Source organism: Alcanivorax sp. HI0044, from assembly GCF_001634945.1.
Genome location: NZ_LWEZ01001903.1, coordinates 1 through 12,934 on the forward strand (window position 1 = coordinate 1; position 12,934 = coordinate 12,934).

Annotated in this window: 12 protein-coding genes; 7 read left to right on the forward strand and 5 right to left on the reverse strand. The window is 58.6% G+C overall.

The window, feature by feature from the left end; translation table 11 throughout:
- Together argB and slmA are read left to right on the forward strand one after the other, a co-directional pair.
- Positions 1-835: acetylglutamate kinase (gene argB / locus A3730_RS28360; protein ID WP_063539406.1), on the forward strand; the 835-nt coding region annotated here is incomplete at its 5' end.
- A 326-nt stretch (positions 836-1,161) separates the two neighbouring features.
- Positions 1,162-1,746, forward strand: coding sequence for a nucleoid occlusion factor SlmA (slmA, locus tag A3730_RS28365; protein WP_063519391.1), 585 nt, complete (start codon positions 1,162-1,164; stop codon positions 1,744-1,746).
- A 21-nt stretch (positions 1,747-1,767) separates the two neighbouring features.
- Here the strand turns inward: slmA and A3730_RS28370 are convergent, their stop codons facing one another.
- The 3 genes from A3730_RS28370 to rph form a co-directional block, all read right to left on the reverse strand.
- Complete coding sequence (locus A3730_RS28370) at positions 1,768-2,394, reverse strand: hypothetical protein (protein ID WP_063519392.1); 627 nt, start codon at positions 2,392-2,394, stop codon at positions 1,768-1,770.
- 2 nt (positions 2,395-2,396) lie between these two features.
- Positions 2,397-3,059: an orotate phosphoribosyltransferase gene (pyrE, locus tag A3730_RS28375; RefSeq protein ID WP_063539407.1), complete on the reverse strand. Its 663-nt coding sequence runs from the start codon at positions 3,057-3,059 to the stop codon at positions 2,397-2,399.
- Positions 3,060-3,147: 88 nt separating this feature from the next.
- Complete coding sequence (rph, locus tag A3730_RS28380) at positions 3,148-3,864, reverse strand: ribonuclease PH (RefSeq protein WP_063521286.1); 717 nt, start codon at positions 3,862-3,864, stop codon at positions 3,148-3,150.
- Between the two features lie 341 nt (positions 3,865-4,205).
- Here rph and A3730_RS28385 point away from each other — a divergent pair, with 341 nt between their 5' ends.
- On the forward strand, positions 4,206-5,057 hold the full coding sequence (locus tag A3730_RS28385) for a YicC/YloC family endoribonuclease (protein ID WP_063521296.1): 852 nt from the start codon (positions 4,206-4,208) through the stop codon (positions 5,055-5,057).
- A 143-nt stretch (positions 5,058-5,200) separates the two neighbouring features.
- Positions 5,201-6,352, forward strand: coding sequence for an IS4 family transposase (locus tag A3730_RS28390; RefSeq protein ID WP_063539412.1), 1,152 nt, complete (start codon positions 5,201-5,203; stop codon positions 6,350-6,352).
- A 67-nt stretch (positions 6,353-6,419) separates the two neighbouring features.
- On the opposite strand, the gene dctP is transcribed toward A3730_RS28390, so the two are convergent.
- Positions 6,420-7,442: a TRAP transporter substrate-binding protein DctP gene (gene dctP, locus A3730_RS28395; protein WP_063520464.1), complete on the reverse strand. Its 1,023-nt coding sequence runs from the start codon at positions 7,440-7,442 to the stop codon at positions 6,420-6,422.
- Positions 7,443-7,626: 184 nt separating this feature from the next.
- Between dctP and A3730_RS28400 the strand changes: the two genes are divergently transcribed.
- The 3 genes from A3730_RS28400 (at position 7,627) to A3730_RS28410 (ending at position 12,721) form a co-directional block, all read left to right on the forward strand.
- A complete protein-coding gene (locus A3730_RS28400) occupies positions 7,627-8,559 on the forward strand; it encodes a tetratricopeptide repeat protein (protein ID WP_231884076.1) in 933 nt (310 codons plus the stop codon).
- Positions 8,560-8,734: 175 nt separating this feature from the next.
- Positions 8,735-9,694 (forward strand): GTP cyclohydrolase FolE2, encoded by a 960-nt coding sequence (gene folE2 / locus A3730_RS28405; RefSeq protein WP_231884077.1) that lies wholly within the window; start codon positions 8,735-8,737, stop codon positions 9,692-9,694.
- A gap of 396 nt (positions 9,695-10,090) precedes the next feature.
- The gene (locus A3730_RS28410; RefSeq protein ID WP_231880580.1) at positions 10,091-12,721 is read left to right on the forward strand and encodes a LuxR C-terminal-related transcriptional regulator; all 2,631 of its coding nucleotides are present in this window, start codon (positions 10,091-10,093) and stop codon (positions 12,719-12,721) included.
- Between the two features lie 9 nt (positions 12,722-12,730).
- Here the strand turns inward: A3730_RS28410 and A3730_RS32855 are convergent.
- Positions 12,731-12,934, reverse strand: a 204-nt coding sequence (locus A3730_RS32855; RefSeq protein ID WP_231884078.1) for a hypothetical protein, incomplete at its 5' end; no start/stop codon positions are given.

Consider the following 12,934-nt stretch of genomic DNA (forward strand, 5'->3'; position numbering starts at 1 on the left):
TTTTTCCGGCACCACCGTGGTGATCAAATACGGCGGTAACGCCATGGAGAACGAGGAGCTGAAGAACAGCTTCGCCCGTGACGTGGTGATGATGAAACAAATCGGCATCCACCCGGTGATCGTGCACGGCGGCGGCCCCCAGATCGGCGATCTGCTGGAACGTCTGGGCAAGGAATCGAAATTTGTTCAGGGCATGCGTGTCACCGACCGGGAAACCATGGACGTGGTGCAAATGGTGCTCGGCGGCCTGGTCAATAAAGACATCGTCAACCTGATCCAGCACAACGGCGGCCAGGCCATCGGCCTCACCGGCAAGGACGGGCGCCTGATCAAGGCCCGCAAGATGGTACTCAAGGCCAGCGACGCGGACAGCCCGGAATTGCAAGCCTCGGAAATCATCGACATCGGCCACGTGGGCGAAGTGCAGGGCATCGATACCCGCATTATCGACCTGCTCGCCGGCAGCGACTTCATCCCCGTCATCGCCCCCATCGGCGTGGACGACAACGGCACCAGCTACAACATCAATGCCGACCTGGTGGCCGGCAAGGTGGCCGAAGTGCTGCGGGCAGAAAAACTGATCCTGCTCACCAACGTGGCCGGCCTGAAAGACAAACAGGGCCAGATCCTCACCGGGCTCACCACCGAACGGGTCAACAGCCTGATCAAGGACGGCACCATCTACGGCGGCATGCTGCCCAAGATCGGCTGCGCCCTGGAAGCAGTCCAAAACGGCGTCCACACCGCTCACATTATCGATGGCCGGGTGTCCCACGCGGTACTGCTGGAAATCCTCACCGACAAGGGGATCGGCACGCTGATCAGCAAAGACTAAATAGAACAGCTGCTAGCCGCTAGCTGCGAGAAAAGGCGAGAGCAAGCCGCGGCGCGGGCACTGCGGAAATTATCCGCCAAGCTTAATCTCGCAGCGCGGGCAGTGAGTTTTCGAATTAGAAAACCCGTTTCGCGCCTTGTAGCTCGAAGCTCGCAGCTGATAGCTCCGCCAGCGGCAAAGGGGATTGCCGCGAAACGCTACAACAGTGAAAAACAAAACCGCAGTAACAAGCCCGGGAACGTTGGGCGCGGTGCTTGCCTGTGATATACCTCTGGCACTCACGTTGCAGCCAGAAGCTTGTTGCTTAGAACTGGGAACGATACTTCATGACCGATAAAAAACCGTCGCGCAAAGAGCAGATTCTGCAGTCGCTCGCTCACATGCTGGAAGCCGCACCCGGTGGGCGCATTACCACCGCCGGGCTCGCGAAAGAAGTGGGGGTGTCCGAGGCGGCGCTGTACCGGCATTTTCCCAGCAAGGCGAAGATGTTCGAAGGGCTGATCAGTTTTATTGAAGAAGCCATTTTTTCGCGCATCAACCGCATTATGGAAGACGGCAAGGCCAGTGATCAGGTAGAGCAGATTCTCACCCTGCTGCTGGCGTTCACCGAGCGCAACCCGGGGATTACCCGGCTGCTCACCGGCGACGCTCTCACCGGTGAAAACGCACGCCTGCATCAGCGCATTCAACAGTTCTACGACCGGGTAGAAAGCCAGTTAAAGCAAGTGCTGCGAGATGCAGAATTCAAGGAAGGGTTGCGCACCCAGGCGACCCCGACCATCACCGCCAACCTGCTGCTGGCCGTGGCCGAAGGGCGTATTGCGCAATTTGTACGTTCCGGTTTCAGGATTAAGCCAAGCCAGGACTGGCCAGCACAATGGGCGCTGCTGCAGCCCACCCTGTTTCGCTAAGCGCTCACCACGAAGGCGGCCTCAGCCGCCTTCGTTTTGTTGCTTCTCAATCGCCTCAAGACGCTCGATAATCGGGGCGTATTGCTGGTTCGCCTGGTCGATTTCCTTGTCGAATTCCTGCAACTTGTTTTCCGCCGTTTTGATTTGCCTCTGCAGGCGATCAATCGCTTCCTTCACCGCCTCTGGCACATCCCGGCCCGCCCTTTCATTACGCGCTGCCGTGGCGATTTCGTCATCCAGCTTCATCTGCAACTGGGCAAGATTGTTCTCTTCATAGCTGATGCTCAACTCCAGCGCCTCGACCTTGCGATCGCGCGCCCGTACCGCATCTTCCGGGCCGGCATACAAGCGCAGCATGTCCCGGTCCTCGCGGGCCTGGCGAGCCCGCTGCATACGCAGGGCCTTGGCTTCTGCATCCCCCAGCGGAACCCCTTCAACCTGTTCCAGCACACGGCCGTGCTGATCCAGCAGCTGATAACCGTTACGGATCGCATCCATGGTCAGGGTTCGGTTCAGGTGCACCACACCGTCAGACGTTTGATGCCGGAAGTAGGCGCCATCCGGCATGCGCTCATTGGCGCGCTGCCCCGAGCGCGCCCACACTGACGAAGTCAGGATCAGCGCCATCAACAAGACGACGATTTTCATTATTATTGCACTCCATAACGCTCCCGGTACTCACGCATAGGCGCCACCATTGCCTGGCTGTCCGGTTGCTGTTCCAGCCAGTCGATAATATCGCTCATGGTGACGATACATCCCACTGGCACCCCCAATGCTTGTTCCACTTCCTGAATCGCCGACAGGCCCTTGCCCGCTTCGGCAGGCTCTTTAGCGCATTCCTGCCGATCCAGCGCCACCATTACCCCCGCCATGGTCGCGTCAGTCTTTTCGAACAGCGTCGCCACTTCGCGAATCGCCGTTCCCGCTGTAATCACATCATCTATCACCAGCACCCGGCCCTGCAATGGCGCACCGACCAGCCAGCCGCCCTCGCCATGGTCCTTGGCTTCCTTGCGGTTGAACGCCCAGGGGTAATCCCGGCCATGGTGCTCGGCCAGCGCCACGGACACCGCCGCTACCAGCGGGATGCCTTTATAGGCCGGCCCGAACAACATATCGAATTCCAGCCCGGATGCCATGATCGCATCCGCATAATAGCGACCCAGCCGAGCCAGGGCCTCGCCGGTGTTAAAAGTGCCAGCATTGAAGAAATACGGGCTTTTGCGCCCGGACTTCAGGGTAAATTCCCCGAACTTCAACGCCTCACGCTCTTCGGCAAAGCGCAGAAAATGCTTCTTGTAGTTCTTCATACTCAAGCCTGTGTACTAGCCAGTCTGTTCGCAACAGCGCGAAACCGCGCCACCACAGCGACACGGCCCGCCTTTCTCTCTTGGCGTGTTACCAGCCCAGCGCCACCTGCTGGGCCTTGATGATCTCGCCAATGCCCTTTTCCGCCAGCCCCAACAGGCTGTCAGACTGCTCACGGGTAAATGGCGCGCCCTCTGCGGAACCCTGAATCTCGATAAAGCCGCCCTGCTGGGTCATCACCACGTTCATGTCGGTGCCCGCATTGGAGTCTTCGGCGTAATCCAGATCCAGCACCGGAGCATCCTCGAACATGCCCACGGACACCGCGCCCACCAGGCCGGTGAGCGGGTCACTCTTGATCTTCTTGGTTTCCAGCAGGTGGGTAAAAGCATCCACCAGCGCCACACAGGCTCCGGAAATAGATGCAGTTCGCGTGCCACCGTCCGCCTGCAGCACGTCGCAATCCAGATAGATGGTGCGCTCACCCAGCGCCTTCATGTCCACCGCGGCACGCAGGGAACGGCCGATCAAACGCTGGATTTCCAGCGTGCGTCCGCCCTGCTTGCCTCGTGTCGCCTCACGGCCGGAACGGGTGTGGGTGGAACGCGGCAGCATGCTGTATTCCGCAGTCAGCCAACCCTGGCCCTTGCCCTTGAGAAAGCGCGGCACGCCCTCTTCCACGGACGCGGTACACAGCACCTTGGTGTTCCCGAACGCCACCAATACGCTGCCCTCGGCATGAACGGTGTAGTTGCGGGTAAAGCTCAGTTCACGCAGTTGGTCGGGGGCTCGGCCGGATGGGCGCATGGAATCTCCTGGTAGTCTTGGAATCAAAAGGGCGACCATTGTAGCAAACACCGGCGCCAATGCCTGCCTTGCACCCAACCCCGTCTCGACTAGACTAGGGAACCCGGCACCGCCCGCGGTGTTTCATGCCGCAGGCGCCTGCCTGCAGGCGAAAAGACAGTCCCGAGTGACGAGAAGCGAGCTTCGAAAGGCAAGACTTGATATTGGGAAAGCCGGGGTTTCGCAACTCGTCACTCGATACTCGCTTCCGGCATTGCCTTTTCGCTTGCAAGCAAGCTCCTACAGGGCACGAACACCGGGACATTCCATGGCCAACACAGAGGTTCACCATGATTTGCAGCATGACCGCTTTTGCCCGCGCCGACCGCCCGCTTGAAGGCTACGGCCTGGTCTGGGAAATCAAGGCCGTGAACCACCGTTACCTGGAAATCAGCCCACGTCTGCCCGACGCCCTGCGCTCACTGGAAAACGCCGTGCGCGAACGCTGCCGCAAGGCCCTCGCCCGGGGCAAGGTGGAAGTCACCCTGCGCTACCAGCAGGACGCCAGCGACGCCGACCTGGAACTGAACGAGCCCCTGGTCAAACAGCTGTCCGAGATCTCCCGCCGGGTAGGCGACCTGGTGCAGCACCCCGGCCAGGTCAACCCCATGGAAATCCTCCGCCATCCCGGCGTGCTCAGCACCCGGGAACTGGATGTGGACCTGCTGCAACGCGAATCCCTCACCCTGCTGGATGAAGCCCTGCAGGCCCTGATCGACACTCGCAGCCGTGAAGGGGAACAACTGGGCAAACTGATCGAAGAACGCCTGGACGGCATTATTACCCAAGTGGAAATCGTCAAAACCGCCGTGCCACGCATCAAGGAAGCCCAACGCGAACGCCTGCGCAGCCGCATCCAGGACGTGATCGACTCCCCGGACCCGGATCGCCTGGAACAGGAACTGGTCCTGCTGGCGCAAAAAATGGACGTGGACGAAGAACTGGACCGCCTGCTTACCCACGTCACCGAAGTGCGCCGTATCCTCAAAAAGGGCGGCCACATCGGCCGGCGCCTGGACTTCCTCATGCAGGAACTCAACCGCGAAGCCAACACCCTGGGCAGCAAATCCGTCGACAGCGAAACCACAGCGGCAGCGGTGGAATTAAAGGTGTTGATTGAGCAGATGCGGGAGCAGATCCAGAATATCGAATAACACTTCCAGCCAACGACTCGCCACAAAAAAGCCGGCATTGCGCCCACTGCTGTCCCACAGTTGAGGGACAAATGAAAAAGCCTGAACCGAACTGGTTACAATGATTCTGCGAGGAAAACATTGTGATCAGGGAGGTTCAGGCTTTGTCACATCATAACACCGCCTTTCACCAACTGCTCAAACCGGTTTCGAGACATGATTTTGAGAGGCTGGCCAAAGAGCATCATCACGGGCAAAAACTGAGATCCGCCACGCGCTGGGATCAATTCATTGGCATGGCCATGTCTCAGCTTTCCGGCCGTCAGAGCCTGAGCGATATCCAGTCGAACCTGGAGAGCCAAAAGCATAAGCTTTTCCACCTTGGCGCCAAACCCGTTGCCCGTTCTACCTTGGCAAGGCTCAATGAGAAGCAGCCGGCGGAGCTCTACGAAGCGCTGTTCTACAAGCTGCTCCAGCGCTGCAGAAATAGCCCCAGCTCCCATAAGTTCCGCTTCAAGAACCCTCTCTACTCACTGGATGCGAGTGCCATCAACCTGTCCCTCAAGCTGTTTCCCTGGGCTGCCCACCGGCCGGATACCTGCAACGTGAAGCTGAGTGTCGGACTCAACCATGGCACCCATGTGCCGGAGTTCGTTGCACTGAGCGATGGCAACGAGAACGACCTCGTGAAAGGGCGTGAATTTCGCTTCCCCAAAGGCAGCATCGTCGCCTTTGATAAGGGGTATGTGGATTACGGGTGGTATAAGTCACTGACAGATAATGGGGTTTTCTTCGTGACACGCTTGCGTCCGAACTCCATCTATCAAGTACTGGAGCGCAAGGAATGCGACAAAAGCCAGGGCGTCACCAGCGACCAGATCATCCAGTTAAATAGTGCTCATGCCTTAAAGCGTGGGGCTCCACGGCTGCGGAGAGTGGGTTATTACGACAAAGAAAGCGGCAAGCGCTACGTGTTCATTACCAACCACTTCGGGCTATCTGCCGCCACCATCGCGGCGATTTACAAAGATCGTTGGCGGATCGAGATCTTCTTCAAGACGATCAAGCAGAACCTGCAGATCAAAGCCTTTGTGGGCACCTCTCGCAATGCTGTACTCAGCCAAATCTGGATCGCTATGATTACCTACCTGCTAGTGGCCTTTGCTCGCCATAGTGCCAGAGAAGGGTGGCCTGTTCAGAGGATCATGCGCGTGCTGCAACTCAATCTATTTGATCGCCGAAGCCTGAAAGACATCCTTCATCCTGAGCCTGACAGGCACAAAAAAAGCGAACCTCAAATGAGGTTCGCTTTATGAGGCTGCCAACTGTGGGACAGCAGTGGGCCAATTGGCCGGACTTTTTCATGTTCGGCTACCGGGGGCGTTACTGTCCCTTGGCGGCCTCGTCGAAGGCGGACAGCAGGGCATTGAGTGACTGCTCACCCCGTGCGCCCACTTCATCAATGTAGATCTGACGTACCGGTTTGGCCTTCTTGCGGAAGGCGTCACGCTGGGCCTCGGTCAGTTCAACAATGTTGATGTCGCTCTTTTCCTTGATGGTTTCCAGCCGTTCTTCGTTGTACTGGGTCTGGATATCATGGCCTTCGCGCACCAGGGTCTTGGTGATGCCGTCGATCATCTTCTGCTGGTCCGCAGACAGGCCGTCGTACCAGTCGGCGTTGCCGATCAGGGTGGCGACGAACTGGGATTGCTGCGCAAAGATCATGTAGTCCTGCACTTCGTAGAACGCCATTTCCTCGTGGGCAAACACCGGCTGGATGTTGCCTTCCGCCTGGCCCTGCTGCAGCGCGCTGTACAGTTCGCCGTAGGCTATAGAGGTGGGGGAGGCGCCATAGGCCTTGTAGGTGGCCCGCAGCAGGCTGTTGTCCATCACGCGGATGCCCAGGTTTTCGATGTCATCCGGGGTGTTGATGGCCTTGTTGGTCGTCCACACCTGATAGCCTTCCGGCAATTCCGCCAGCGGTACCAGGCTGCGCTTGCGGAATGATTCCTGCCAGGCTTTGCTTTTCAGGAAGGTGTCGCTGTTCAGGCCTTGTGCGGTTACCCATTGATCGCTGGGCATGATGTAGTTCAGGTTGAGCAGCTGGCTTTCCGGTACGGTGCCGCCCAGGGCGCCGGAACCAAAGCCCAGCTGAATGGCACCGCCCTGGATCGCGTCATACAACGCGGAGTAGCTGGAGCCCCATTTGCCATAGGGGAGCAGTTGAACGTCAATCTCCCCGTCACTTTTTTCTTTCACCAGCGCTTTGAAACGTTCGGCGTAACTGTGCTGAACACTGCCTTCAATTTCCTCCAGGCCAAAACGCCAGGTGTCGGCGTTGACGGTGGTGGTCGTGGCGGCAAGAAAGCCAAAAGTAGCGGCGCAAATAAATCGATTAAGTCGCATGCCTTTACCTTGATATTGCTTGTGGGTGCCAATCACTACATTGCATCGGGGCAGGGCTGTCAAGGGAACGGCCTGCAACGCTGGCACCTCGGCAGGCTTGATGCGACCATAGGCAATGTTTCCCGGCGCGTTCCCGTCTGTGTGAGTTTTCCTGGCGGGAAATGCACAGGTAAAAGGTGATTGGGTGTATCGAGAGGGCAAGGCATTGATCAGACACATTCTGCGTACCGGTCTATTGGGCATGCTGCTGGCGCTGGCTGGCAGTCTCTGGGCAGAACAGCAGCCCGGTTCGCCTGAGCAAGTGCCGAGAGCGGAGGCCCAGAGTGAGATCGAAAAAGGGCCGGTGATTTCCCAGTTCCGGGAAAACTGGATCCTCGGTGAGCTGCGAGCCCTGCGCCAGGACATGATGGAATACCGCAACCAGATGAACCTGCTGGTCACCGACCGGGAGCTGGAAGTGGCCGACAAGGCCATGGGGTACGCCACTAATACCGTCACCTACTTCTTCTACCTGATCGCCGGTGCCGCCTCGATTCTCGCCCTGGTCGGCTGGTCCACCATTCGTGACCTGAAAGACAACGTGCGGGTATATGCGGAAAAGGAAATGGCGCGTCTGACCAGCGAGTACGAATCCCGCCTGGCGGACCTGGAGCGCGAGCTGCGCCGCAAATCCCTGTCCATCGCCGAGAACCAGGAAGAAATCGAGCGAACCAACGACATTCACAGCCTGTGGCTCAAGGCCACCAAGGAGCCCAGTGCTCAGGCCAAGATTGAGCTCTACGACCGGATTCTGGAATTGCGCCCGGATGATCCGGAAGCGCTGGCCTGGAAAGCCGATGCGGCTCTGGAGCTGGGCGAGCAGCGCTGGGCGCTGAGCCTGTGCGACCGGGTGCTGGAAGTGGACGAGGAAAACTCCCATGCCCTGTATCAGCGGGCCTGCGCCTGGTCCGGGCTGGGGGAAATCGAGAACGCCCTGACCGACCTGGCCGCCGCCATCCAGACCTCGGAAACCCTGCGCAGCCATGCCCGTAGCGAAGAAATGTTCGAGCCCCTGCGCGAGCTGGCCCGCTTCCAGGAATTGGTCGGAAGCGACGAAGATTCAGGCTTTTCCGCCTGATAGCCCCTTTCTGTTGCGGTCATAGCGAAACCTTCGCCCGTAAATGGTCAATTTGCGGGACAGTTTCTGCTAGACTTGCCCCCCTTGTATGAGCGGGCGATGACGAACGGATTACCGTTTCGTTCACCTGGGCGGCCTTATCCTGGCTGTTTTCAGTGCCCCTATGGAGAATCCCATGACTCGTGACAACGGTGCCGGTAGCACCAAACAGATGCCGGATGTGGCGTCCAACTCCATGGTGGATCATATCCACACGACCCTGGATTGGGTGGGCATGAGTGAGATCCACTTGCCAGCCCGCGTCAGCGATACCCTGGCTGGCGAGCGCCCGGTGAGCACCTCTATCCAGGCTTATGTGAACCTGGCCAATGCGGATGCCAAGGGCATTCACATGTCGCGCCTGTTCCTGATGCTGGAAGAAACCTTTGGCGACCATTCGGTCAGCGCCGGTTCCATCGAGCAACTGCTGCGTAACTTCCTGCAGACCCATGAGGGCCTCAGTACCCGCGGTTTCGTGCAGCTGGATTTCGAATATTCCATGCGCCGCGCGGCCTTGAAGAGCAGCTATTCCGGCTGGAAGAGCTACCCGGTCAGTATCAAGGGCACCCTGTGCGAAGAGGGCATGCGCATCGAGTTGTCGGTGGAAGTGCCGTACTCGTCCACCTGCCCCTGCTCGGCGGCGTTGTCCCGCCAGCTGATTCAGGAACAGTTCCGCAAGGATTTCGCCGAAGGCAAAGTGGATGCCGATGCGGTGTTTGAATGGCTGGGCACGGAAGAAGGCGTACTGGCCACTCCGCACAGCCAGCGCTCCATCGCCCAGGTGCGTGTGTTGCTGGATCACACCGAAGGGGATGCCTTCCCGATCACCGCCTTGATTGATTCCATCGAAGGCGCTCTGAAAACCCCGGTGCAGACCGCTGTGAAGCGGGTAGACGAACAGGAGTTCGCGCTACTCAATGGCCAGAACCTGATGTTCTGTGAAGACGCCGCCCGCCGGTTGAAGACCGCGCTGAACCCGCAGCCTTGCTACAAGGATTTCTGGTTGCGCGTGAATCACCTGGAAAGCCTCCACGCTCACAATGCGGTAGCGATTGTGACCAAGGAAGTGGATGGTGGTTACCTGCCGATTCCTTGATTGAGAGACGCTGCAGGCAGTACGCTGCACGCAACACGAAAGCCCTCTTCCCCTTGTCGGGAAGAGGGCTTTTTTGTATGGGTTGGTGATGAGCATGACGCCGGATGCCTGGAGCCTGACGCAATAGAGCCAATCTGGCTTCACCGCCTCTCTTTGTGGGAGCGGTGGTGCCCTGTTTCCGTTGTCCGGCTTCCGGCATTGGGCGTCGAGTTGTTGGGGCTTCTTTCTTCGCTAGGCAGCGACGACATTGCACCCTCGTCCAAGTGAAATGCGAACCCGGTACGTGTATACCGTGCCGCTATCCGCTAAATTGCCTATTAAAGAAGCACCCAGAGTGCGTGCGGGGATGCACTAACTCACTGAAAAATAATAAAAAGACGCCAGGAAGCGATTGCTATGCCCAGCTCGGAGACGCCCCGGCCCCTGAGTGGCCGGTTTTATCGTGCAGACCTTGTCACCCTTCTGAATCAGTCAGATCGGGTGCCCCTGACACTGTTGCTGGCCCCCGCCGGTGCCGGCAAATCCACCTTGCTGAATCAGTGGCAAGCCCAGCCCGGTGATCGGCATGTGGTGCTGATGGGGTTACAGCGGGCGGATGATGACCCGGTGCGCTTTCTGCGCCGCTTCGCCGAGAAAACCCGGGCCGCGGTGCCGGCGTTTGATACCTCCTGGTTTATGCCCTTCGATGTGGCCGAGCTGCCACCATCCTCTATAGCCGATTCACTCTATGACGCCCTGCAGCAGGTGACGTTGCCGCTGTTTATCGTGTTCGACGATTTTCAGCATATCCAGAGCGAAGAAACACTCAGTGTGATTGCTACCTTGCTGGCGGACCCGCCGGAGAATGTGCACCTGATCATTGCCAGCCGCACCCAGCCACTGTTTGACGTTAGCCGGCTGCGGCTGGATGACCTGGTGCTGGAGATCAGCGCCGTGGACCTGAAAGTGCGGCGCAGTGATGTGAGCGAGCTGAATCAGCGCCTGGGCGGCGAGGCTCTGGAAGAGCTGGCCCTGGATCACCTGATGGCGATTACCGAAGGCTGGGTGGCCGGGGTGAAAATTGCCCTGCTGGCGGGGATTCGATCGGGCATGCAAACCCTGCAGGACTTTAACGCCAGCCAGCCGGAAATCATGGATTATTTCGGGCATGCGGTACTCAAGGGGCTGCCGGACTCTGCGCGCACTTTGTTCATGCAAAGTGCCCTGTTGGACACCGTCAACGCCGAGCTTGGCGATGAAATTCTGCAAACCCGCCAGTCCGCACGGTTGATTGATGAGCTCACCAGCCGGGAGCTTTTTCTGGTGCCGGTGCCTGGCAAGCCGGCCAGCTATCGCTATCACGCCTTGCTGCGGGATTTTCTGCAGGCACGGCTGAAAATCGAGATGCCCGACTGCATTGTGCCGATTCACCGGCGGGCGACCCGTTACTTCATCAAGATCGGCAATTTCGAACAGGCTGTCTGGCATGCCTGGCGCACCGGTGATGCTGCGCTGTTCGGTAACTGCCTGGAAAAAAGTTTCGAGTTCTGGCTGCAGGAAGGGTATTCCAGCCACATTCTTGAATGGGCGGAAACTCTGGACGATGAAACCATACTGGGCCGCCTTGAACTGGCCGCGCCCCTGATCAGCACGCTGACCCTGTCACGGCGATTCTTTCGTGCCCGCTATTATCTCGACGCGCTCAAAGAGCAGGACTTTTCCGGCAGGGAGGACCGATACCATCACCGTCAGACAGTGGATTTTCTGGAACTGCATTTGCAGTTATTCCAGCACGATACCGACTTCATGGAAGGGGCTAACCTGTCGTTGTTGATGGAAAGCAGTGGCCACCGGGATATCCGTGCCTTCGCGCTGGCCATGGTGGCCTATTACCATCTGCAGCATGGCCGCCTGGAATCCGCGTTGGCCTTCTCCTCCCAGGCGCGGGACGTGTTGCTGCGCCTGGGGCAACGCTTTACTGCCGGCTATGCGGGTTTGATTACGGCCCTGGCCAATCAGCAGCTGGGGCATATTGGTGAGGCAGTGGCCTTTATTGTCGAAAACTTCAATAACACCCCCAGGGATTGCCCCACCTGGTCGCTGTGGGCCACGGGCATGGTGGTGGTGTTATACGACCAGAATCGCCTGGAAGAGGCGCAGCAGGTCTGCGAAGACCTGCTTCCCATGGTTTCGTCTGCTTCTGCCACGGAAGTGATTTCCACCGTTTATCTCACCTTGTCACGGCTGCAGCATCTGCAGGGCAAGCAGAAAAGTGCCGAGCGTATGCTGGAAAAACTGTTGGGAATTTTACAGCTGGGCAATTACGAGCGCTTTGTCAGCATGGCGGTGCTGGAGATGACGCGCCAGGCGTTGCTCACCGGCAACTGGCAGCGCCTGGATGTGGTGGTGGACCGTTTCAAGTTGGCGGAGTGGGTGCAGGAGAACCTTGAAAGTGAGGCGGCCATGTATAGCCAGAGCTGGGAGCGGCGCGGGCTGGCGGCGGTGTACTGGTTAATGGCCCACGGCCGCAATGCGGAGGCAGAAACACTGCTGCGCCGGTTGCTGGCGGTGGTGAAAGGGGCGGGTATCAAGACCCGGGCCTCCATCATTGAGGCCAACCTGCTGGTGCTCACCTCCAAAACGGCCGTCGCCTCGGAGCAGAGCCGCAAGGTGGATGCGCTGATCACCCGCTATGGTCTGCTCAATATCAATCGCTCCGTGTTCGATGAAGCGCCCGGGCTGGCGGGCTTGATGAATCGGTTGTGGTCAGCAGGGCAGCTGGTGCTACCGGATTTTTATACCGGGCTGTTTCCGGCGGTATTCAGCACCGCCCCGGCCAGTGAGCCGCTGGACGTGGACCCGGGGTCGGTGCTTACGCCCAAGGAAAGCGAAATTTTCGAGCTGCTGCAGAGCGGTATGAGCAATGCCCAGATTAGTGAATCCACCGGCGTATCCGTCACCACCACCAAGTGGCACCTGAAAAACATCTACAGCAAGCTGGGTGTCTCCAATCGTACCGAAGCCGTGCTGCGCGCCACGCCTAGATGAGTTGAAAGTTCAAAGTTTAAAGTTGAAAAGGAAAGCTGAAATCCGTGCTTTTCTCTGCAGCGCTCCTGCGAAACCCGGCTTCTGGGCGCGGGCTCGACCCAGCAAATCGTCCCCCGCCCCCTCTCGCGCTTTTAAACTTTGAACTTCCAACTGCTCCCCAAACCTTGAACCCGTTCGCGCTTTTTCGTTTTCCCCCTCCACCCCCTCCCGGGG